We start from the raw sequence: 21094 nt of genomic DNA, 5'->3' as shown, positions 1-21094 counted from the left end.
ACCAATGGTTAAGCCGTGGGTATGGTTCACCCCGGCAGCAGGCCACGCGACGTCGATGTCGGATTCCCGCCAGCCCCGGCCCGTCCCGTATCGGATGCTGGACGCATGCAGAACGGGATGCACACCGACACGGAGCGCTGTGTACGCGCGGTCCAGTCCAAGGACGCGCGCTTCGACGGCTGGTTCTTCACGGCCGTCCTGACCACCCGCATCTACTGCCGGCCCAGCTGCCCGGTCGTCCCGCCCAAGCCGGAGAACATGACGTTCTACCCGAGCGCGGCGGCCTGCCAGCAGGCGGGCTTCCGGGCCTGCAAGCGCTGCCGCCCGGACACCAGCCCCGGCTCCCCCGAGTGGAACCAGCGCGCCGACCTGGTGGCCCGCGCGATGCGCCTGATCGCCGACGGGACGGTGGACCGCGAGGGTGTCCCCGGGCTCGCCGCCCGCCTCGGCTACAGCACCCGGCAGATCGAACGCCAGCTCCTCGCCGAACTCGGCGCGGGCCCCCTCGCCCTGGCCCGCGCCCAACGCGCCCAGACGGCACGCCTGTTGATCGAGACGACCGCCCTCCCGATGGCGGAGATCGCCTTCGCCGCCGGCTTCTCCTCGATCCGCACCTTCAACGACACCGTGCGCGACGTCTTCGCCCTCTCGCCGACCGAGCTGCGCAACAGACGCCCGAAGACCACGGTGCTGACCCCCGGCACCCTCACCCTCCGGCTGCCGTTCCGCGCGCCCCTCAACCCCGACAACCTCTTCGGCCACCTGGCGGCGACCGCCGTACCGGGCGTAGAGGAATGGCGGGCCGGCGCGTACCGGCGCACCCTCCGCCTGCCCTACGGCCACGGCATCGCGTCCCTGACTCCCAAGGCGGACCACATCGCCTGCCGCCTCACCCTCAGCGACCTGCGCGACCTGCCGGTGGCCATCAGCCGGTGCCGCCGCATGCTCGACCTGGACGCCGATCCGGTCGCGGTGGACGACCAGTTGAGGACCGACCCGGTGCTGGCGCCGCTCGTGGACAAGGCGCCGGGGCGACGCGTCCCGCGCACCGTCGACGAGGCCGAGTTCGCCGTACGGGCCGTCCTCGGCCAGCAGGTCTCCACGGCGGCGGCCCGCACCCACGCGGCCCGTCTGGTCACCGCGCACGGCGAACCGGTCCACGACCCCGAGGGCGGCCTGACCCACCTCTTCCCGTCCGCGCGGTCACTGGCCGCGCTGGACCCAGAATCGCTGGCGATGCCGCGGACCCGCCGCACGACGTTCACCACCCTGGTCGCCCAACTGGCGGACAACACACTCCACTTGGGGGTGGAGAGCGACTGGGCGGAAACCCGCGCGCGACTCCTCGCCCTCCCCGGCTTCGGCCCCTGGACGGTCGACGCCATCGCCATGCGCGCCCTCGGCGACCCCGACGCGTTCCTCCCCACCGACCTCGGAGTCCGGCGCGCCGCCCAGGAGTTGGGCCTTCCGTCGACTCCGGCCGCCCTCACCGCACGCGCGGCTGCCTGGCGGCCGTGGCGGGCGTACGCGGTCCAGTACCTGTGGGCGACGGACAGCCACCCGATCAACTTCCTTCCCGCGTAAGGGGATCGCACAGCAGATGAAGCACCACACCCTGATCGACAGCCCGTACGGCCCGCTGACCCTCGTCGCCGACGGCGACGGCGCCCTCTGCGGCCTCTACATGGTCGACCAACGCCACCGCCCCCCTGAGGAGAACTTCGGCACCCCCGACGACACCCCCTTCGCGGAGCCGAAGGCCCAGCTACAGGCGTACTTCGCAGGCGAGTTGAAGGAGTTCACCCTCCGCCTCCGCCTGCACGGCACCCCGTTCCAGCAGAGGGTCTGGGACCAGCTCCTCCGCATCCCCTACGGCGAGACCCGCTCCTACGGCGACCTCGCCGACGCCCTCGGCAACCCGGGCGCCTCCCGCGCGGTGGGCCTCGCCAACGGCAAGAACCCCATCGGGATCATCGTCCCCTGCCACCGCGTGGTCGGCGCGAACGGCAGCCTCACGGGCTACGGCGGCGGCCTGGACCGCAAGCAGCGGCTGCTGGACTTCGAGAGCGGAGCGGCGCTCTTCTGACGCGCCGGGCTGTGCGGGCGGGTGCCGCGGAGTCATGACAGCGGCCGCCGCTCCGGGGCGACGGCCACTGCGAGGCAGGCGATCACCTCCCGCAGGACAGGCCCGCACTCCGTGTCACCCGCCGAGCCCGCCCAGCAGCCGCGGCAGCGCCGTCCCGATCGGCTCCCGTACGACCTCGTCGGCAAGGTCGTCGTACGGCGTCGCCTCGGCGTTGACGATGACGAGCCGGGCCCCGTGATCGACGGCGACACCGGCGAGCCCGGCGGCGGGATGCACCTGCAGAGTGCTCCCGACGGCGATGAACAGCTGGCAGGCCTTGGTGACGGCGGCGGCCTCACCGAGCACGACGGGATCGAGCCGCTCGCCGAAGTAGACGGTCGCGGACTTCAGAATCCCGCCGCAGACCAGACAGCCGGGATCGTCCTCCCCGGCCTCGACCCGCGCGATCGCGTCCGCCATCGGCCCGCGCGCATGGCACCGCGTGCAGGTGAACTCCCGTGCGGTGCCGTGCAGTTCGAGCACCTTCCGGGCGGGCAGTCCGGCGAGCTGGTGCAGCCCGTCCACGTTCTGCGTGATGACCCGCACCGGCACACCGGACCGCTCCAGCTCCACGACGGCCCGGTGCGCGGCGTTGGGCTCGGCCCGGAGGGTGTGGGTCCTCCGCCGCAGCTGCCACGACCTGCGCCGGATCTCCGGATCACCCATGTAGTACTCGTAGGTCACGAGCTTCTCGGCCTCGGGGTCCTTCCGCCACAGGCCGTTCGGGCCGCGGTAGTCGGGGATGCCGGAGTCGGTGGAGATACCCGCGCCGGTGAGGAGGGCGACAAGAGGCTTGCTCATGGTGGCGAGGGTAGGGGGACGGGGGCGGGGCGGCGAGCGGATATCGGGCTGCCGGCCGCCACCCACCGGCAGCCGAAACGCAGTTGACGCCGGTGTCGGTCAACTGGCGCGGTCGCGCCCGGTGTCGGACCCGGGGCCGTCAGACCACCCGCAGCCCGTTCTCCAACTCCGCCGTACCCCCGCCCTCCTCCAGCACGTCCAGCCCGACGAGGACCCGCAGCCCCAGCGAACCCGACAGGTACTCGGGGATGTCCTCGCGCGGGACGAGGCGCCAGGACAGGAGTTCCTCCTCCTGGAGTCGGATCGAGGCGAGGTCGTCCGGGGTGAGGACGCCGCCGTCGTAGAGGTAGGCGACCAACGGCGGATACTCCGGGCCGTGGTAGACCCAGTCGACGGCGAGCAGGCGGCCGAGTTCGACGTCGAGGCCGATCTCCTCCAGCGTCTCGCGGCGCGCAGCCTGGCGCGGGGTCTCGCCGTCGTCCGACTCGATCGTGCCGCCCGGAAGCGCCCAGCCCTCACGGTAGTTGGGCTCGACGAGCAGGACGTTCCCCTCGGCGTCGCGGAAGAGGGCGGCGGCACCGGCGAGGATGCGGGGGAGACCCGCGAGGTACGTGGCGAAGTCTTGCGTGGTGGTCATTCAGGAAGGGTAACCAGCCCGCCCGGCCAGCCCGCCCGGCACGGGGAAGCGGCAGACCCGGGCCGGGCACCCCTTACGCCCCGCCCGCGACCCGCCCACTCCGGGTCCCCGCGGCGGCACAGCGTCCGCTCAGCGCGGTCCCAGCGTTCGGTCGGGGCATGACGGCGGGGGCGTCCGCCGGTTAAGGTCACAGCGGCGCGACTGGCCCCTGAACGCGCGGGGGCCCGTAGAGCAAGGGGATCGCAAGGTGGCGAACGCTGCACAGAGGGGCACCCACAGGGTGCTCGTCGCCGCGGACAAGTTCAAGGGGTCGCTGACGGCCGTGCAGGTCGCCGAGCGGGTGACGGCAGGGCTGCGCCGGGTCGTACCCGACCTGGAGGTCACGGCCATGCCGGTTGCCGACGGCGGCGACGGCACGGTGGACGCGGCCGTCGCGGCGGGCTTCGAGCGACGGGAGACACGGGTCGCCGGACCCCTCGGCGACGAGGTCACCGCGGCCTTCGCGGTCCGCGGCGACACGGCCGTCGTGGAGATGGCCGAGGCGAGCGGGCTGCAACGCCTGCCCAAGGGCGTCTTCGCCCCGCTCACCTCCTCGACGTACGGCTCCGGCGAACTGCTGCGGGCCGCGCTCGACGCGGGCGCCCGCACGATCGTGTTCGGCGTCGGCGGCAGCGCCACGACCGACGGCGGCGCGGGCATGCTCTCCGCCCTCGGCGCCCGCTTCCTCGACGCGGAGGGCGAACCGGTGCCCCCGGGCGGCGGCGGCCTCACCGACCTCGCCTCGGCCGACCTCACCGGCCTGGACCCCCGCCTCACCTCCGTCGACCTGATCCTCGCGAGCGACGTCGACAACCCCCTCACCGGCCCCAAGGGCGCCCCCGCGGTCTACGGTCCCCAGAAGGGCGCGGCACCGGACGACGTGGACGCCCTCGACGCGGCCCTCGGGCACTACGCGAAGGTCCTGGAGGAGGCGATCGGCGCCAAGGCCGCCGAGTACGCCGCCGCACCCGGCGCGGGCGCGGCAGGCGGCATCGGCTACGGCGCCCTCCTCCTCGGCGCCCGCTTCCGTCCCGGCATCGAGGTCATGCTCGACGTCCTGGGCTTCGCCTCCGCCCTGGAGGGCGCCACCCTGGTCATCACCGGCGAGGGCTCCCTGGACGAGCAGACCCTCCACGGCAAGGCCCCGGCAGGCGTGGCCGCCGCCGCCCGCGCCGAGGGCAAGGAGGTCGTCGCCGTCTGCGGCCGACTCGCCCTCCCGCCCCAGTCCCTCGGCCACGCGGGCATCCGCCGCGCGTATCCCCTCACGTCCGTCGAGCCGGACGTGGCGAAGTGCATCGCCGACGCCGGGCCGATCCTGGAGCGGGTGGCGGAGAACATCGCGCGGGACTTCCTGGTCTGAGTCCCACCCCGAGGAACGCCGAAGGGCCCCGAACCGAAAACCGGTCCGGGGCCCTTCGGCAGCACTGAGGAACGGCTACGGCTGCGCCGCCCGCGCCTCACGGCGGTTGTCACGGAAGTTGTTCACGCGGCGGGCCGTCGCGAACAGCGGAATCACCGCGCCCATGACCAGCTGGAGCGCACACCCCGTCTGGAGGAGCAGCTGACCGCTCGGGGCGTCGAAGGCCCAGGCCGCCAGCAGGCCCATGGACAGGACGATCCAGGCGAGCATCGCCACCGCGAGGCGACCGCGCGGCTTCGGGTACTCCACCCGGCTCACCATCAGCCAGGCGGTGCCCAGGATCGCGAGCAGCGTCGCCACGAACGGCAGCTCAAGGAGCACGATCGAGACCACGGTCAGCGCACCGAACGGCGAGGGCATGCCCTGGAACATGCCGTTCGGCGGTGTCACGCACGAGAACCGCGCAAGCCGCAGCACCACCGCCAGCAGCACGACGATCGCCCCGACCGCGGCCACTCTCTGGTGCGCGTCGTCGGCGACCATGCCGTAGACGAGGACGAAGTACGCCGGCGCGAGGCCGAAGCTGATCAGGTCCGACAGGTTGTCCAGCTCCGCGCCCATGGGGGAGGAGCGCAGCTTGCGGGCGACGAGGCCGTCGAAGAGGTCGAAGACCGCCGCGCACAGCATCAGGATGACCGCGGTGGCCGCGCTGTGGCGGGCCATGCCGGTCGACTCGTCGTTGCCCGTCAGGTGCGGGATCAGGATGCCGGTGGTGGTGAAGTACACCGCCATGAAGCCGCAGGTGGCGTTGCCGAGGGTGAGGGTGTCCGCTATTGAGAGGCGGAGAGAAAGAGGCATCTCCTCCTCGTCGTCCACGTCATCGGCCTCGGGCACCCAGCCCGCCTGTGTCTCCGGATCAACCACGGTCAATGCGAGTCACCCCAGCCACCGTCTTCTGACCGACCTCCACGTCCACGTCGACACCCTCGGGGAGGTAGATGTCGACGCGCGAACCGAAGCGGATCAGCCCGATGCGCTCGCCCTGCTCGACCTTCGTGCCCTGCGGGACGTACGGCACGATGCGGCGGGCGACGGCGCCGGCGATCTGGATCATCTCGATGTCACCGAGCTCGGTGTCGAAGTGCCAGACGACCCGCTCGTTGTTCTCGCTCTCCTTGTTGAACGCGGGAACGAAACCGCCCGGGATGTGCTCGACCGACGTCACCGTGCCGGAGAGCGGCGCGCGGTTGACGTGGACGTTCAGCGGGCTCATGAAGATGGCGACGCGGGTGCGACCGTCCTTCCACGGCATGATGCTCTGCACCACTCCGTCGGCGGGCGAGATGACCCGGCCCGGGGTGATCTCGCGCTCGGGGTCGCGGAAGAACCACAGCATGCCCGCCGCGAGCGCGGTGGCGGGTACGGCCACGACCTTGGCGGCGCCGGACTTGCGTGCGCGTACCAGGCTGAGGGCTGCGGTGGCGACAGTCGGCAGGAGCCACGGCGATGCTCCGCGCGCGAGGCGTACGCCTGCCAGGCTGTCGCGTGGTGCAGAGGTTTGGCTGTGGGGCATGGATGACCTTCGTAGCGGATGATGCCGCGCTGTAACGGGGGACGGCGGCTTTCCCGGGATCGTACCGGTCGCGGGCCACAACTGGGTAAGCCAGGAAGCCGAGTCGGCGGCTGAGGAGCGTTGACGGGGTGTGATCTTCTTCTCGGAGAAAACACCCCGAAACGGACAATCAGCCCTGGAATCGATACTCTTCGAGCAACCTGCGCCCGATGATCATTTTCTGGATCTCGGCGGTACCTTCGCCGATCAACAGCATCGGCGCCTCGCGGTAAAGGCGCTCGATCTCGTACTCCTTGGAGAAGCCGTACCCGCCGTGGATCCGGAAGGCGTCCTCGACGACCTCCTTGCAGTACTCGGAGGCGAGGTACTTCGCCATCCCTGCCTCAAGGTCGTTTCGTTCCCCGGAGTCCTTTTTGCGTGCCGCGTTGACCATCATCGCATGGGCGGCCTCGACCTTGGTAGCCATCTCCGCCAGCTTGAACTGGATCGCCTGGTGCTGGGCGATGGGCTTTCCGAAGGTGTGACGCTGCTGCGCGTAGGAGACGCCCAGCTCGAAGGCACGCTGAGCGACCCCGCAGCCACGCGCCGCCACATTCACGCGGCCGACCTCGACTCCGTCCATCATTTGGTAAAAACCTCGGCCGGTCACCCCGCCGAGCACGCGGTCGGCCGGAATCCGCAGGCCGTCCATGATCAACTCGGTGGTGTCGACGCCCTTGTAGCCCATCTTGTCGATCTTCCCGGGGATGGTGAGACCGGGGCGGACCTCTCCGAAGCCGGGCTCCTTCTCGACCAGGAAGGTCGTCATCGACTTGTGGGGCGCGGTGCCCTCCGGGTGTCCTTCGTCACTCCGCACGAGAACGGCGACGAGAGACGACGTACCGCCGTTCGTCAGCCACATCTTCTGGCCGTTCAGGACGTACTCGTCGCCGTCCTTCACCGCCTTCGACGAGATCGCCGAGACGTCCGAGCCGAGCGCCGGCTCCGACATCGAGAACGCGCCCCGGATGTCACCGGCCGCCATCCGCGGGAGGAAGTGGTCCTTCTGCTCCTGGGTGCCGTGCTGCTTGAGCATGTACGCCACGATGAAATGGGTGTTGATGATGCCGGACACCGACATCCACCCGCGCGCGATCTCCTCCACGCACAGGGCGTACGTCAGCAACGACTCGCCCAGACCGCCGTACTCCTCCGGGATCATCAGGCCGAACAGGCCCAACTCCTTGAGCCCGTCGACGATCTGCTGCGGATACTCGTCGCGGTGCTCCAGCTCGGTCGCGACCGGGATGATCTCCTTGTCCACGAAGTCGCGGACGGTGGACAGGATCTCCCGCTGGATGTCGGTGAGACCTGCGGTCTGGGCGAGTCGCGCCATGGCTACTTCTCCGTCTGCTTCGGCTGGGAACCGGAGGGGTCGGTCCGCAGGGCCGTCGGTTGAGGGTGGGGGTGGGAGACGGGCGGGCGGCCGGGCTGCTCGCCGCCGCGCTCCTTGATGTACGTCTCGGTCGGCACCATCACCTTGCGGCGGAACACGCAGACCAGCGTGCCGTCCTGCTTGTAGCCCCGGGTCTCGACGTACACGATCCCGCGGTCGTTCTTCGACTTCGAGGGCGTCTTGTCGAGGACCGTCGTCTCGCCGTAGATCGTGTCGCCGTGGAACGTCGGTGCCACGTGCTTGAGCGACTCGACCTCCAGGTTGGCGATCGCCTTGCCCGACACGTCCGGCACAGACATGCCCAGCAGCAGCGAGTAGATGTAGTTCCCGACGACCACGTTCTTGCCGAAGTCCGTCGTGTTCTCGGCGTAGTTGGCGTCCATGTGGAGCGGGTGGTGGTTCATCGTCAGGAGACAGAAGAGGTGGTCGTCGTACTCCGTGACGGTCTTCCCTGGCCAGTGCTTGTAGACCGCGCCGACCTCGAACTCCTCGTAGGTGCGTCCGAATTGCATGGGCTCAGGCCTCCGGGGCTTCGAACGTGGACGTGCGCTTCATACCGGCGGCCCGGCCCTTGCCCGAGATGACCAGCGCCATCTTGCGGCTGGCCTCGTCGATCATCTCGTCGCCGAGCATCGCGGAGCCCTTCTTGCCGCCCGCCTCGGACGTGTAGTAGTCGTACGCGTCCAGGATCAACTCGGCGTGGTCGAAGTCCTCCTGGGACGGCGAGAAGATCTCGTTGGACGCCTCGACCTGGCCCGGGTGCAGCACCCACTTGCCGTCGAAGCCGAGCGCTGCGGCACGCTGGGCGACCGCGCGGTAGCCGTCGACGTTGCGGATCTGGAGGTAGGGGCCGTCGATCGCCTGGAGGTTGTTGGCGCGGGCGGCCATCAGGATCTTCATCAGGATGTAGTGGTAGGCGTCCGCCGGGTAGCCGGGCGGCTGCTCGCCCACGACGAGGGACTTCATGTTGATCGACGCCATGAAGTCGGCGGGACCGAAGATGATCGTCTCGACGCGCTGCGACGCCTGCGCGATCTCGTTGACGTTGTTGAGCCCCTGCGCGTTCTCGATCTGTGCCTCGATGCCGATCTTGCCGACCTCGAAGCCCATCGTCTTCTCGATCTGCGTGAGCAGCAGGTCGAGCGCCACGACCTGCTGGGCGTCCTGCACCTTCGGCAGCATGATGCAGTCGAGGTTCGGCCCCGCGCCCTCGACGACCGTGACGACATCGCGGTACGTCCACTCGGTCGTCCAGTCGTTGACGCGCACGACCCGTGTCTTGCCCGTCCAGTCGCCCTCGTTGAGGAACTTGACGATGGTGTGCCGCGCCTCGGGCTTGGCGAGCGGCGCGCACGCGTCCTCCAGGTCCAGGAAGACCTGGTCGGCCGGGAGGCCCTGCGCCTTCTCCAGGAAGCGCGGGTTGCTTCCCGGGACCGCGAGACAGGAGCGCCGCGGGCGAAGCCGGTTGACGGGGGCGGGCGTGGTCATGCGGGGACCTCCAAGGGGTCGAGCAGAGGGTCGAGCTTGTTCGCTTTCCGGATCTCGTCGACGATGCGGCCGATGATTCCGGTGATGTCGAAGTCCTTCGGGGTGAAGACCGCGGCCACGCCCGCAGCCCTCAGCTGTTCGGCGTCACCATGGGGGATGATCCCACCGGCGATGACAGGTATGTCTGTGGCACCGGCCACACGGAGCCGTTCGAGGACGTCCGGCACCAACTGGGCGTGCGAGCCGGACAGGATGGACAGTCCGACCGCGTGCACGTCCTCCGCGAGGGCCGCGTCCACGATCTGCTCCGGGGTCAGCCGGATGCCCTGGTACACCACCTCGAAGCCGGCGTCACGCGCGCGCACGGCGATCTGCTCGGCGCCGTTGGAGTGCCCGTCGAGGCCCGGCTTGCCGACCAGGAACCGCAGCTTGCCGACGCCCATGTCGCGCGCCGTCATCTCCACCTTGCGGCGTACGCAGGCCATCGCCGAGCCCTCCTCGGCGGGCACCGCGACCGGCGCCGACGAGACGCCCGTGGGCGCCCTGAACTCGCCGAACACCTCCCGCAGGGCCCCGGCCCACTCGCCGGTCGTGACACCGGCGCGGGCGCACTCCAGGGTGGCCTCCATGAGGTTGCCGGTGCCCTTGGCGGCCTCCTTCAGCCGCTCCAGCGCCTTGCACGGGCGCGGGTGGTTGAACGGCGGCTGGTAGCGCGTGTCCCGCCACCGCTGCAAGGACGCGATGACCCGGGCCTCGACGGCCGGGTCGACCGTCTGGATCGCCGTGTCGAGGTCGGCGGTGAGGGGATTGGGCTCGGTCGTGTTGTAGATGTTGACGCCGACGATCTTTTCCTGACCGGACTCGATCCGGCCCCTGCGCTCCGCGTGCGAGGACACGAGCTGCGACTTGAGATAGCCGGACTCGACGGCGGCCATCGCGCCGCCCATCTCCTCGATGCGGTCGATCTCCGCGAGGGACTCCGCCACCAGGGAGGCCACCTTCGCCTCGATGACATGGGAGCCGTCGAAGATGTCCGCGTACTCCAGCAGGTCGCTCTCGTGCGCCAGCACCTGCTGGATGCGCAGCGACCACTGCTGGTCCCAGGGGCGGGGCAGCCCCAACGCCTCGTTCCACGCGGGGAGTTGCACGGCACGCGCGCGTGCGTCCTTCGACAGCGTCACCGCCAGCATCTCCAGCACGATCCGCTGGACGTTGTTCTCCGGCTGCGCCTCCGTCAGGCCCAGGGAGTTGACCTGGACGCCGTAGCGGAAGCGGCGCTGCTTCGGGTTCTCGATGCCGTAGCGCTCATGGGTGATCCGGTCCCAGATGCGGCCGAAGGCGCGCATCTTGCACATCTCCTCGATGAAGCGGACGCCCGCGTTCACGAAGAACGAGATGCGGGCGACGACATCGCCCCTGCGGTCCTCCGGGATCTGGCCGGACGCGAACACCGCGTCCAGGACGGCGATCGCGGTGGACATGGCGTACGCGATCTCCTGGACCGGGGTGGCCCCGGCCTCCTGGAGGTGGTAGCTACAGATGTTGATCGGGTTCCACTTGGGGATGTGGTTGACCGTGTAGCAGATCATGTCGGTCGTCAGCCGCAGCGAGGGCACCGGCGGGAACACGTGCGTGCCCCGCGACAGGTACTCCTTGACGATGTCGTTCTGGGTCGTGCCCTGGAGCTGGGTGATGTCCACACCCTGCTCCTCGGCGACGACCTGATAGAGCGCCAGCAGCCACATGGCGGTGGCGTTGATCGTCATCGAGGTGTTCATCTGGTCCAGGGGGATGTCCTGGAACAGCCGGCGCATGTCACCGAGGTGCGCGATCGGCACACCGACCCGGCCGACCTCGCCGCGGGCGAGGATGTGGTCGGAGTCGTAGCCGGTCTGCGTCGGCAGGTCGAACGCGACCGACAGGCCGGTCTGGCCCTTGGCGAGGTTGCGCCGGTACAGCTCGTTGGACGCCTCTGCCGTGGAGTGACCGGCGTACGTGCGCATCAGCCACGGCCGGTCTTTCTGGCGCTCAGTCATCTACGTGACCTCAGATGTTCCGGAAGCGGTTGATGGCGTCGATGTGCTGGGCGCGCTTCTCCTCGTCGCGCACACCGAGGCCTTCCTCGGGGGACAGGCACAGGACGCCGACCTTGCCCTGGTGGAGGTTGCGGTGGACGTCGTAGGCGGCCTGCCCGGTCTCCTCCAGGGAGTACACCTTGGAGAGCGTCGGGTGGATCTTGCCCTTCGCGATGAGCCGGTTGGCCTCCCAGGCCTCGCGGTAGTTGGCGAAGTGCGAGCCGATGATCCGCTTCAGGGACATCCACAGGTAGCGGTTGTCGTACTCGTGGTTGAACCCGGAGGTCGAGGCGCAGGTGACGATCGTGCCGCCCTTGCGGGTGACGTAGACGCTGGCGCCGAAGGTCTCGCGGCCGGGGTGCTCGAAGACGATGTCGACGTCCTCGCCGCCGGTGAGTTCGCGGATGCGCTTGCCGAACCGCTTCCACTCGCGCGGGTCCTGGTTGTGTTCGTCGGCCCAGAACTTGTAGTCCTCGGCGGTGCGGTCGATGATCGCCTCGGCGCCCATCGCCCGGCAGATGTCCGCCTTCTGGGGCGAGGACACGACACAGATGGGGTTGGCGCCGCCCGCGAGGGCGAACTGCGTGGCGTACGAGCCGAGTCCGCCGCTCGCGCCCCAGATCAGGACGTTGTCGCCCTGCTTCATGCCGGCGCCGTTGCGGGAGACCAGCTGCCGGTAGGCGGTGGAGTTCACCAGGCCCGGGGCGGCGGCCTCCTCCCACGAGAGGTGGTCCGGCTTGGGCATCAGCTGGTTGGACTTGACGAGCGCGATCTCGGCGAGCCCGCCGAAGTTGGTCTCGAAGCCCCAGATGCGCTGCTCGGGGTCGAGCATCGTGTCGTTGTGCCCGTCGGAGGACTCCAGCTCGACGGACAGGCAGTGCGCGACGACCTCGTCACCGGGCTTCCAGGAGTTCACGCCCGGGCCGGTGCGCAGGACGACGCCCGCGAGGTCGGAGCCGATGACGTGGTACGGCAGGTCGTGCCGCTTCGTCAGCTCGCTGAGCTTGCCGTAGCGCTCCAGGAAGCCGAACGTCGACAGCGGCTCGAAGATCGACGTCCACACGGAGTTGTAGTTGACCGAGGAGGCCATCACGGCCACCAGGGCCTCGCCCGGGCCGAGTTCGGGCACCGGGACGTCGTCCAGGTGGATCGACTTGCGGGGGTCCTTGTCGCGGGTGGCGAGGCCCGCGAACATGTCCGTCTCGTCCTTGTGCACGGTGATCGCGCGGTACGACTCGGGGAGCGGCAGGGCGGCGAAATCGGCCGGAGTCGACTCCGGCGACTGGATCGCGTCCAGGATGTCCTTCACGGTCACGGTGTTGCCTCCGGCGAAGTGCGCCCTGAGGGAGGGGCGCGGTCGGGTACGTCGGTGCTGCTGCTGATGGTGGGTGCTGAGGTGCCGTCGGTTCGGCGGGGTGGTGCTTCGGCAGCGCTTTGTGGCGCGGGAGGTTGCCTGTGACGCAGGCGTCCGGGCGCGCATCCCAGTGGTGGGTTGCGGGGACAGCCGACGTACGAGAGATCTCTGCACGCCGGCCGCCCGGACACCTTCAACGTATGACACTGCGTGTCACCTCGCAAGGCACCGAGTGCCATGAATCGCTCTCAGGTGAAATCTTTACGTAACAAATGAGCGATGATCGATCGAACGGCGTCGGAAAGCCGCGTGAAAAGGGGCTCTGACATGCCAAAACGGCCACCCCGAGGGGTGGCCGTCATCACAGGGTGGCGAGGGCTCAGCGGTCCCTGAGCGCCTCTTCGATGGTCCGCATGACCTCGTCCAGCGGGGCGTCGGTGCGGGCGACCGTCACCAGGACCTCGCCGTGCCGGTGCACCGCGGTGCCGGCCGGCTTGGGGGTCGCGGTGCGACCGGCGCCGATGCCGGTGCCGAACGTCTTCCGTACGATCCCGAAGGCGTGGTCGAGCTGTGCCTCGACGTCGCCCTGGCCGCCGGCCCGCAGCCAGCGCCGCAGCACGTGGTTGTGGGCGGTGACCACGGCGGAGGCGGCGACCTCGGCGAGCAGCGGGTCGTCGTTGGCGTCGTCGTCGTGCGCGTGCTCGTCGAAGTGGCCCAGGAGATAGCGCGTGAACAGCCGCTCGTAGCGGGCCACCGACGCGATCTCCGCCTCGCGCAGGGTGGGCACCTCGCGCGTCAGCTTGTAGCGGGCGACCGAGATCTCCGGGCGGGCCGCGTACATGCGCATGACTTCCTTGATGCCCCGGCACACCGTGTCGAGCGGGTGCTCGTGCGCGGGAGCCGCGTTGAGCACCGCCTCGGCGCGGATCAGGGTGTCGTCGTGGTCGGGGAAGATCGCCTCTTCCTTGGAGCGGAAGTGGCGGAAGAACGTCCGGCGCGCGACCCCGGCCGCGGCCGCGATCTCGTCGACGGTGGTCGCCTCGTACCCCTTCGTCGCGAACAGCTCCATCGCGGCCGCCGCCAGTTCGCGCCGCATCTTGAGGCGCTGGGCGGCGGCGCGACTGCCCGCGGCACTCTCCGGTGCGTCGGGCGTGGCTGGTGTACGGGAGGGCTTGGCGGGCTGGGGCATGACCCGAACGTACTGCATGTGCGCAGCTTGGCGTGCACGTCGGGGGTTTCCCCCGCCCATCGCGGGCAGGGGTCCGCCGGTGCGATCGAGCAGCCCGCCCCAGTCCCCGTCGATCCCGGACAGGTCCTCCGGTTGCTCAGCGGCGGGCATATTCGCGGAAGCCGCGGCCCGTCTTGCGGCCGAGGCAGCCGGCGGCCACCAGGTGCTCCAGGAGCGGTGCCGGAGCCAGGCCAGGGTCGCGGAACTCGCGGTGCAGGACCTTCTCGATCGCCAGGGACACGTCCAGCCCGACGACGTCCAGCAGCTCGAAGGGACCCATCGGGTAGCCGCCGCCCAGCTTCATCGCCGCGTCGATGTCGTCAAGCGACGCGTAGTGCTCCTGCACCATCTTGATCGCGTTGTTGAGGTACGGGAACAGCAGGGCGTTGACGATGAATCCGGCCCGGTCACCGCAGTCGACCGCATGCTTCTTGATCCTGACGCAGACCTCGTGGACCGTCGACTGGACGTCAGGACCCGTCAGCACCGTACGGACGACCTCGACCAGCTTCATCGCCGGCGCGGGGTTGAAGAAGTGCATGCCGATCACGTCCTGCGGACGCGAGGTGGCACGGGCGCACGCGACCACCGGGAGCGACGAGGTCGTGGTGGCCAGCACCGCGCCCGGCTTGCAGACCTTGTCCAGCGTCGCGAACAGCCGCTGCTTGATCTCCAGGTCCTCGGCGACCGCCTCGACGGCCAGGTCGACGTCCGCGAAGGAGTCGTAGGAACCCGCCGGAGTGATCCGCTCCAGGGTCTGGGCTGCGGCCTCGGCGGTCATCCGGCCCCGGTCGACCGAGCGCGAAAGCGACGTGCCGATACGGTCCTTGGCGACCTGCGCCTTCTCCTCGGAGCGCGCGGCGAGCACGACCTCGTACCCGGCCTTGGCGAAGACCTCGGCGATCCCGGACGCCATGGTCCCGGAACCGGCGACCCCGACCGAGCGGACCGTACGCCCCGGCGTGAGCCGTGCGCCCTCGGCCGGGGTGAGCGCGTCCCGCACGACGGTCGCGCTGCCCGGAACCTCGTAGGAGTAGAAGCCGCGACCCGTCTTGCGGCCGGTCAGGCCCGCCTCGCTGAGCTGCTTCAGGATCGGCGCGGGGGCGTGCAGACGGTCGTGGGACTCGGCGTACATGGCCTCCAGGACCGTGCGCGCGGTGTCGATCCCGATCAGGTCGAGAAGCGCGAGCGGGCCCATCGGCAGTCCGCAGCCGAGCCGCATCGCCGCGTCGATGTCCTCGCGGGAGGCGTACTTCGCCTCGTACATCGCGGCGGCCTGGTTGAGGTAGCCGAACAGCAGCCCGTCCGCGACGAACCCGGGCCGGTCGCCGACCGCGACGGGCTCCTTGCCCAGCTCGATCGCGAGGTCAGTGACGGCGGCGACGGCGGCGGGCGCGGTCAGCACCGAGGAGACGACCTCGACCAGCTTCATCGCGGGCGCCGGGTTGAAGAAGTGCAGCCCCAACACCCGCTCCGGGCGCGCCGAGTCGGCCGCCAGCCGGGTCACGGAGAGCGCGTTCGTGCCGGTCGCGAGGATGGTGTCGGGGCGCACGATCCCGTCCAGCTCACGGAAGATCTGGTGCTTGATCTCGTACGACTCCGGGGCCACCTCGATGACCAGGTCGGCGTCGGCCGCGGCACTCAGGTCGGTGGAGGTGCGGACGCGGGCGAGGGCGTCGGCGCGCTCCTGCTCGGTCAGCCTGCCGCGGCGCACCGCGTGGGCGGTCGCCGCTTCCAGGGCGCCGAAGGCGTGGGCGGTCGCGGCCTCGTCGACGTCGATGCCGACGACCTCGCGGCCGGCCCGGGCGAGAACCTCGGTGATACCGGTGCCCATCGTGCCGAGACCGACCACGGCAATGGTCTTGAACGGGGACAGGGTGGCGTCGGACAGGGGAGCTGCCATCGCGGGACTCCTGGAATGAGGGTGACGACTGGGAGCGTGCTCCGTACGCCGAGGGGCGCACGGAGCACGGAAAGGAGTGCGGGTGGTGCCGGGCAACGAGCGCACACGCCCGGCGGGAGAGGGAGTTCCGGCCGGCCCTGTCCCAGGCCTGGCCGTACTGCGGCACGCGAGGTGCCGAACCGACTGCTCCCCCACTGCCTCAAGGGGCGCGGGAGGTGCCCCGAACGGCGGCTGCGTCACCAGGCCACCGTCAGGAGATACGCGAGTGGGTAACTCGCTCGTCTGAGCTTAACCGGTGGGTAACGAGCGCGCCAGCCCCCGAGTTGAAGATCTGGGTCCCGGGTGCCCGACGCCACCCATAGGCTCGGTTTCATGGACGAAGAGTTGCGATCACTCACGGAGCGCTTACGGCGGGAGTCGGGAGGGGCGGTGCCGTACGAGCGTCTCGTGGCCACCGACGACCTCGACGAACTGGCGGAGGTCCTCACCGCCCCCGGTCATCCGCTCTGGGCGAGGGAGCTGGCCGCGTTCCGGCTCGGCCTCGCGGGCGACCGGCGTGCCTTCGAGTCCCTGGTGCTCCTCCTCAACCACCGTGACCCACAGCGCTGCGCCTCCGCCGCGTACGCCCTGGCCCGCCTCGACGACCCCCGCACCGCCCGCGCCGCGGCCGCCCTCGCCACCAACGAACTCCGCGTCGCCTACGCCCTGCACCCGGTCCGCCTCCTGGCCGACCTCCGCGCCCCCGAGTCCGTCCCCGCCCTCATCACCACGCTCCAGCGCCGTCTGCGCCCGCACGACCCGTACCGCCGCGTGGCCCTCGCCTGCGTGGAGGGCCTCGGCGAACTGGCCGACCCGCGCGCACGACCGGTGCTGAACGACGCGCTGGCCCATCCGGCGCTGGCGGAGGCGGCGGTGAACGCGTTGGGGAGGATTCCGCGGCAGCGGTGAGCTGGCGGGGTCGGGGTTAGGGGGGCGCGCTGGGGTGGGGTGGGGTGAGGTGGGTGGCGACCGGCGCGGAGGCTTCGGTGATCCGGGTTCGCGGGTGGTCGGCAGTAACGCCCTTTCACCCCCCCCTCGCCCCCCTCGCCCCCCACCCCCTCACCCTCCCAACCCCCTCAACTCCCTGACGTACCGCAGCTCAGGGACCGACACCCCCGCCACCTCGTACGGCTCCTCCGCGTCGTCCGCCCAGAACCCCGCGCGCTCGTAGAAGCGGCGGGCGCGGGCGTTGCCCCGGACGACCCAGAGGTAGACGCGGTCGTGGCCGAGGGCCGCGCACCGCCGCAGCCCCTCCCGCATCAGGGCCCGCCCGGCGCCGGTGCCCACGTGCTTCGGGTCGAGGTAGATCGCGTACAACTCGGCGTCCCCGGCGCGGAGTTCGTCGTCGCGGTACGGGCCGAGCGCGGCCCAGCCGACGATCTCGTCGCCCACCGAGGCGACGAGGTTCAGGACGCTGCCGTCGCCCTCCATGAAACGGGCCCGGCGGCGCTCGGTGTCGGCGCTCGCGCTGAGGGCGTCCAGGAAGGGCTGCGGCATGAGGCCCCGGTACGCGAACTGCCAGCCCAGGACGCGGATTTCGGAGACCCGGTCGCAGTCGGCGAGGGTCATCGGGCGGATGCGCACGGGCTCGGTGTCGCTCATGGGCGGCACCCTAGGGAGGTGTCGGCCGAGCCCGCCTCCGATTATTCGGCGATCACCGCGAAAGCCTCGATCTCCATCAGGAACTCCGGTCGCACCAGCGCGGCGACCTGCACCGCCGACGCGGCGGGGAGCCGGTCGTCGGGTATGTGGACCGCGCGGGCCGTGCGGATGGCCGGCATGTGGGCCATGTCCGTGACGTAGTAGGTCAGTTTGACCACGTCGTCGAAGCCGGCCCCCGCCGAGGCGAGGCAGCGGCGGAGGTTCTCGAAGACCTGGCGGGCCTGGGCCGCCGCGTCGTCCGCGCCGACGAGCTTTCCGGCCTCGTCCAGGGCGAGCTGCCCGGAGATCGCGACGAGGCGGCCGGTGCCCATGACGACGTGTGTGTAGGCCGTCGCCGGGGCGACGCCGTCGGGGGCGGGAATCCTCGTCAGATCACTCATGCGTCCATGGTGGACCACGGGTCTGACAACGAGGATTCCCGCCCCCGGAGGGAGGCTGCCGGGCCGGTCTCAGCCGCGGAAGCCGAGCAGGCCGTGCAGGGTCGAACCATGCGCCGTGCTGGTCGCCGACTTGGCCGAGGTCAGCGGTTTCGGGTCGGGCGTCTTCTGGCACACCGCGTCGGCCTCGTGGCCACCGCGCGGCACCTTGCCGTCGCTCAGATACGTCGACAGGTACCTGTCCAGGCAGGCGTTCCCGCTCAGCGTGATGCCGTGGTTCCCGCCGCCCTCCTCGACCACGAGGCTCGAACCGGCCAGCATCCGGTGGACCGTGGCGCCGCCCTCGTACGGAGTGGCCGCGTCGTTCGTCGCCTGGAACAGCAGCACCGGCGGGAGCTTGCCGTTGGCGATGTTGACCGGTTCCTTCGTTCTGGTCGGCCAGAACGCGCACGGCGCGTTGTACCAGGCGTTGTTCCAGACCATGAACGGCGCTTTGTCGTAGGCCGCCCAGTTGTCCCTGCGCCACCGGTTCCAGTCGCGCGGCCAGGACGCGTCACGGCACTGCACCGACGTGTAGACGCTGTACCCGTTGTCCCCGGAGGCGTCGATCGCGGCGTAGTTCTCGTACGCCTCGACCAGCGGATCGGCGTTCTTGTGGTTCACGTAGGCCGCGAACGCCTCGGCGAGATACGGCCAGTAGCCGTTGTAGTACCCGCCCGGGATGAAGGTGTCCTCCAGCTCGGAGGCGCCCACCTTGCCGTCGGCCGGCTTCTTGGCCAGGGCGGCCCGCATCGCGTACCACTTGGCCTCGATCCTGGCCGGGTCGGTGCCGAGCTTGTACGTCGAGTCGTACTTGGCGATCCACGCCATGAGCGCCTGGTGGCGGTCGTTGAACGCGTAGTCCTGCCCGAGGTTGTCGTCGTACCAGACCCCGGTGGGATCGACGATGGAGTCCAGGACCAGGCGGCGCACACGCTCCGGGTAGAGCTTGGCGTACACGGCGCCCAGGTAGGTGCCGTACGAGTAGCCGAAGTAGTTGATCTTCCGCGCGCCGAGCGCGGCCCGGATCGAGTCCATGTCGCGTACGGCGCTGACCGTGTCGATGTACGGCAGCAGCTTCGCGTACTTCTTGCCGCAGGCGGCCGTGTAGGCCTTCACTCGCGCGAGGTTGGCCTTCTCCAGCGCCGGGGTGCTGGGGACGGAGTCGGGCCGCACCGGGTTGAAGTAGCCCGGCTCGCAGTCGAGGGCGGGGGTGCTCCTGCCGACGCCGCGCGGGTCGAAGCCGATGACGTCGTACTGGGATGCCACCGCCTTGGGCAGCGAGGACGCGACGAAGCCCGCGAGGGTCAGTCCGCTGCCGCCGGGGCCGCCGGGGTTGACCAGCAGCGGGCCCTGGTAGGTCTTCGCGGTGTGCGGGACGCGGGACAGGGCGAGCGTGATCTGCTTCCCGTGCGGGTTCGCGTGGTCGAGGGGCACCTGGACGCTGGAGCACTGGAGCGTCGGATAGTCGGTGGTGGCGCACTTCTTCCAGGTCGGCTTCGCCGGCTGCACGGTCGGCGTGGCGGGGCGCGCGGTGCTCGCGTCGGCGGGCAGAGCGGTGACCGTCCCGGCCACGACGACGGCGGCACCGCACAGTACGGCTGCGCGTTTTCTCATACGTCCTCCCAGGACGGAGGGGAGAGGGCCGTGAGTCCACGGTCCCCGCCGCATCGTCCCGGAGTGCGCACCCGGAGGAACCTGTTCCGCCGATACTTGACCCGATTGGGCCGCCGGATGCCCTCGAACGCTCCGAGCCCGACGCGCTCAGATCAGCGTCAGCTGCGTCGGCTCGGACACCGGCGGAGCGGGCGCCTCCGCCGGCTCGGTGATCCGGCGCGGCATCCCCGCGCGCGCGGGACCGATGCCGTACTCCTGCGCCAGGTCGTGGACCTGACGGGTGATCCGGCGCTGGTACCACTTCGGGGCGTACGACCCCTCCGCGTACAGCCGCTCGTACCGCCGCACCAGATGCGGGTGGTGCTGCCCGAGCCAGGCCATGAACCACTCGCGGGCACCGGGCCGCAGATGCAGCACCAGGGGCGTCACCGAGGTCGCCCCGGAGGCCGCTATCGCCCTTACCGTGGCGCGCAGTTGGGCCGGGTGGTCGCTCAGGAAGGGGATCACCGGGGCCATCAGCACCCCGACCCCGATGCCGTGCTCGGTCAGCGTCCGTACGACGTCGAGGCGCCGCTCCGGGGAGGGCGTCCCGGGCTCCACCGTGCGCCACAGCGCGGGGTCGGTGAAGCCGACGGAGACCGAGATGCCGACGTCGGTGACCTCGGAGGCCTGCACCAGGAGGTCCAGGTCGCGCAGGATCAGCGTGCCCTTCGTCAGGATCGAGAAGGGGTTCGCGTGGTCGCGCAGGGCGCCCAGGATGCCCGGCATCAGCCGGTAGCGGCCCTCCGCGCGCTGGTAGCAGTCGACGTTCGTGCCCATCGCGATGTGGTCGCCGAGCCAGCGCCGTGAGCCGAGCTGGCGGCGCAGCAGCTCCGGCGCGTTCACCTTGACCACGATCTGCGAGTCGAAGCCGAGGCCGGTGTCGAGGTCGAGATAGCTGTGGGTCTTGCGGGCGAAGCAGTAGACGCACGCGTGCGAGCAGCCCCGGTACGGGTTGACCGTCCACTCGAAGGGCATGCGGGAGGCCCCCGGCACCCGGTTGATGATCGAGCGGGCCCGCACCTCGTGGAAGGTGATCCCGCGGAACTCGGGTGTGTCGAAGGTACGGCTGACCACGGCGTCCGCGCCGAACAGCGCGGCATCGGCCGCCCGGCTGTGGCCGCCGGACTCCGCGGTGAGGTTCTCCCAGCGCATGTCGCCTCCTCAGTAGGCCTGCCACCCGAGTGAAACACTTGTTCGAATTTCTGTGCAAGGGGCATTTCCGATCCCTCCCGTCGCCCTGGGGCACCCCGATTTGGGCGGCCGTGGGCGGGGGTGGTTGGCTTGCCCCGACCCCGAGAAC

19 protein-coding genes are annotated in these 21094 nt (G+C 70.3%); 4 read left to right on the top strand and 15 right to left on the bottom strand.

Annotated features, from left to right (window positions below; all coding sequences use genetic code 11):
• The first annotated feature begins 117 nt into the window (after window positions 1-117).
• Together ACIRB1_RS04500 and ACIRB1_RS04495 are read left to right on the top strand one after the other, a co-directional pair.
• Complete coding sequence (locus ACIRB1_RS04500) at window positions 118-1584, top strand: AlkA N-terminal domain-containing protein (protein ID WP_403464901.1); 1467 nt, start codon at window positions 118-120, stop codon at window positions 1582-1584.
• Between the two features lie 16 nt (window positions 1585-1600).
• Entirely contained in the window at window positions 1601-2086 is a 486-nt protein-coding gene (locus ACIRB1_RS04495; RefSeq protein WP_403464526.1) for a methylated-DNA--[protein]-cysteine S-methyltransferase, read from the top strand.
• A gap of 114 nt (window positions 2087-2200) precedes the next feature.
• Here ACIRB1_RS04495 and ACIRB1_RS04490 read toward each other — a convergent pair whose 3' ends face one another.
• Together ACIRB1_RS04490 and ACIRB1_RS04485 are read right to left on the bottom strand one after the other, a co-directional pair.
• Window positions 2201-2926, bottom strand: coding sequence for a Sir2 family NAD-dependent protein deacetylase (locus ACIRB1_RS04490; RefSeq protein WP_352177580.1), 726 nt, complete (start codon window positions 2924-2926; stop codon window positions 2201-2203).
• A 139-nt stretch (window positions 2927-3065) separates the two neighbouring features.
• Entirely contained in the window at window positions 3066-3563 is a 498-nt protein-coding gene (locus ACIRB1_RS04485; protein WP_403464525.1) for an NUDIX domain-containing protein, read from the bottom strand.
• A 280-nt stretch (window positions 3564-3843) separates the two neighbouring features.
• On the opposite strand from ACIRB1_RS04485, the gene ACIRB1_RS04480 reads away from it, so the two are divergent.
• On the top strand, window positions 3844-4962 hold the full coding sequence (locus tag ACIRB1_RS04480; protein ID WP_403464900.1) for a glycerate kinase: 1119 nt from the start codon (window positions 3844-3846) through the stop codon (window positions 4960-4962).
• Window positions 4963-5037: 75 nt separating this feature from the next.
• Here ACIRB1_RS04480 and pssA read toward each other — a convergent pair whose 3' ends face one another.
• From pssA to ACIRB1_RS04435, 9 genes are all read right to left on the bottom strand, one after another.
• Complete coding sequence (gene pssA / locus ACIRB1_RS04475) at window positions 5038-5856, bottom strand: CDP-diacylglycerol--serine O-phosphatidyltransferase (RefSeq protein ID WP_266776869.1); 819 nt, start codon at window positions 5854-5856, stop codon at window positions 5038-5040.
• Window positions 5857-5878: 22 nt separating this feature from the next.
• Complete coding sequence (locus ACIRB1_RS04470; RefSeq protein ID WP_352177578.1) at window positions 5879-6535, bottom strand: phosphatidylserine decarboxylase; 657 nt, start codon at window positions 6533-6535, stop codon at window positions 5879-5881.
• A gap of 169 nt (window positions 6536-6704) precedes the next feature.
• On the bottom strand, window positions 6705-7910 hold the full coding sequence (locus tag ACIRB1_RS04465) for an acyl-CoA dehydrogenase family protein (RefSeq protein ID WP_352177577.1): 1206 nt from the start codon (window positions 7908-7910) through the stop codon (window positions 6705-6707).
• A gap of 2 nt (window positions 7911-7912) precedes the next feature.
• Window positions 7913-8482, bottom strand: a complete 570-nt coding sequence (locus ACIRB1_RS04460; protein WP_352177576.1) for a MaoC family dehydratase — start codon at window positions 8480-8482, stop codon at window positions 7913-7915.
• Window positions 8483-8486: 4 nt separating this feature from the next.
• The gene (locus tag ACIRB1_RS04455; RefSeq protein ID WP_352177575.1) at window positions 8487-9458 is read right to left on the bottom strand and encodes a CoA ester lyase; all 972 of its coding nucleotides are present in this window, start codon (window positions 9456-9458) and stop codon (window positions 8487-8489) included.
• On the bottom strand, window positions 9455-11494 hold the full coding sequence (locus ACIRB1_RS04450; RefSeq protein WP_403464524.1) for a protein meaA: 2040 nt from the start codon (window positions 11492-11494) through the stop codon (window positions 9455-9457). Before ACIRB1_RS04450 ends, ACIRB1_RS04455 begins: the two co-directional genes overlap by 4 nt.
• A 10-nt stretch (window positions 11495-11504) precedes the next feature.
• A complete protein-coding gene (gene ccrA, locus ACIRB1_RS04445; protein ID WP_352178256.1) occupies window positions 11505-12842 on the bottom strand; it encodes a crotonyl-CoA carboxylase/reductase in 1338 nt (445 codons plus the stop codon).
• A 424-nt stretch (window positions 12843-13266) separates the two neighbouring features.
• A complete protein-coding gene (locus ACIRB1_RS04440) occupies window positions 13267-14094 on the bottom strand; it encodes a TetR family transcriptional regulator (protein WP_352177573.1) in 828 nt (275 codons plus the stop codon).
• Between the two features lie 118 nt (window positions 14095-14212).
• On the bottom strand, window positions 14213-16018 hold the full coding sequence (locus ACIRB1_RS04435; protein WP_403464523.1) for a 3-hydroxyacyl-CoA dehydrogenase family protein: 1806 nt from the start codon (window positions 16016-16018) through the stop codon (window positions 14213-14215).
• Between the two features lie 372 nt (window positions 16019-16390).
• Here ACIRB1_RS04435 and ACIRB1_RS04430 point away from each other — a divergent pair, with 372 nt between their 5' ends.
• Window positions 16391-16966, top strand: coding sequence for an adenylosuccinate lyase (locus ACIRB1_RS04430; protein WP_403464522.1), 576 nt, complete (start codon window positions 16391-16393; stop codon window positions 16964-16966).
• Window positions 16967-17116: 150 nt separating this feature from the next.
• Here ACIRB1_RS04430 and ACIRB1_RS04425 read toward each other — a convergent pair whose 3' ends face one another.
• The 4 genes from ACIRB1_RS04425 to ACIRB1_RS04410 all read right to left on the bottom strand — a co-directional run bounded on the left by ACIRB1_RS04425 (window position 17117) and on the right by ACIRB1_RS04410 (window position 20946).
• A complete protein-coding gene (locus tag ACIRB1_RS04425) occupies window positions 17117-17659 on the bottom strand; it encodes a GNAT family N-acetyltransferase (RefSeq protein WP_403464521.1) in 543 nt (180 codons plus the stop codon).
• A 41-nt stretch (window positions 17660-17700) separates the two neighbouring features.
• Complete coding sequence (locus ACIRB1_RS04420; protein ID WP_403464520.1) at window positions 17701-18099, bottom strand: RidA family protein; 399 nt, start codon at window positions 18097-18099, stop codon at window positions 17701-17703.
• Between the two features lie 69 nt (window positions 18100-18168).
• Window positions 18169-19752, bottom strand: coding sequence for an alpha/beta hydrolase (locus ACIRB1_RS04415; protein WP_403464519.1), 1584 nt, complete (start codon window positions 19750-19752; stop codon window positions 18169-18171).
• Between the two features lie 147 nt (window positions 19753-19899).
• Complete coding sequence (locus ACIRB1_RS04410; protein ID WP_403464518.1) at window positions 19900-20946, bottom strand: Rv2578c family radical SAM protein; 1047 nt, start codon at window positions 20944-20946, stop codon at window positions 19900-19902.
• Window positions 20947-21094: the final 148 nt, after the last annotated feature.

The sequence above is a fragment of the Streptomyces sp. NPDC096013 genome (assembly GCF_044763565.1).
GTDB lineage: Bacteria > Actinomycetota > Actinomycetes > Streptomycetales > Streptomycetaceae > Streptomyces.
Note: the sequence above shows the minus strand (reverse complement) of the source record. Positions and strands in the feature narration are given on the sequence as shown.

What these genes read in the sequence shown, in the direction of transcription:
- ACIRB1_RS04500 (WP_403464901.1), top strand. Translation starts at nt 118, where the DNA reads ATGCACACCGACACGGAGCGCTGTGTACGCGCGGTCCAGTCCAAGGAC.
- ACIRB1_RS04495 (WP_403464526.1), top strand. Translation starts at nt 1,601, where the DNA reads ATGAAGCACCACACCCTGATCGACAGCCCGTACGGCCCGCTGACCCTC.
- ACIRB1_RS04490 (WP_352177580.1), bottom strand. Translation starts at nt 2,926, where the DNA reads ATGAGCAAGCCTCTTGTCGCCCTCCTCACCGGCGCGGGTATCTCCACC.
- ACIRB1_RS04485 (WP_403464525.1), bottom strand. Translation starts at nt 3,563, where the DNA reads ATGACCACCACGCAAGACTTCGCCACGTACCTCGCGGGTCTCCCCCGC.
- ACIRB1_RS04470 (WP_352177578.1), bottom strand. Translation starts at nt 6,535, where the DNA reads ATGCCCCACAGCCAAACCTCTGCACCACGCGACAGCCTGGCAGGCGTA.
- ACIRB1_RS04465 (WP_352177577.1), bottom strand. Translation starts at nt 7,910, where the DNA reads ATGGCGCGACTCGCCCAGACCGCAGGTCTCACCGACATCCAGCGGGAG.
- ACIRB1_RS04460 (WP_352177576.1), bottom strand. Translation starts at nt 8,482, where the DNA reads ATGCAATTCGGACGCACCTACGAGGAGTTCGAGGTCGGCGCGGTCTAC.
- ACIRB1_RS04455 (WP_352177575.1), bottom strand. Translation starts at nt 9,458, where the DNA reads ATGACCACGCCCGCCCCCGTCAACCGGCTTCGCCCGCGGCGCTCCTGT.
- ACIRB1_RS04450 (WP_403464524.1), bottom strand. Translation starts at nt 11,494, where the DNA reads ATGACTGAGCGCCAGAAAGACCGGCCGTGGCTGATGCGCACGTACGCC.
- ACIRB1_RS04440 (WP_352177573.1), bottom strand. Translation starts at nt 14,094, where the DNA reads ATGCAGTACGTTCGGGTCATGCCCCAGCCCGCCAAGCCCTCCCGTACA.
- ACIRB1_RS04435 (WP_403464523.1), bottom strand. Translation starts at nt 16,018, where the DNA reads ATGGCAGCTCCCCTGTCCGACGCCACCCTGTCCCCGTTCAAGACCATT.
- ACIRB1_RS04430 (WP_403464522.1), top strand. Translation starts at nt 16,391, where the DNA reads ATGGACGAAGAGTTGCGATCACTCACGGAGCGCTTACGGCGGGAGTCG.
- ACIRB1_RS04425 (WP_403464521.1), bottom strand. Translation starts at nt 17,659, where the DNA reads ATGAGCGACACCGAGCCCGTGCGCATCCGCCCGATGACCCTCGCCGAC.
- ACIRB1_RS04420 (WP_403464520.1), bottom strand. Translation starts at nt 18,099, where the DNA reads ATGAGTGATCTGACGAGGATTCCCGCCCCCGACGGCGTCGCCCCGGCG.
- ACIRB1_RS04415 (WP_403464519.1), bottom strand. Translation starts at nt 19,752, where the DNA reads ATGAGAAAACGCGCAGCCGTACTGTGCGGTGCCGCCGTCGTCGTGGCC.
- ACIRB1_RS04410 (WP_403464518.1), bottom strand. Translation starts at nt 20,946, where the DNA reads ATGCGCTGGGAGAACCTCACCGCGGAGTCCGGCGGCCACAGCCGGGCG.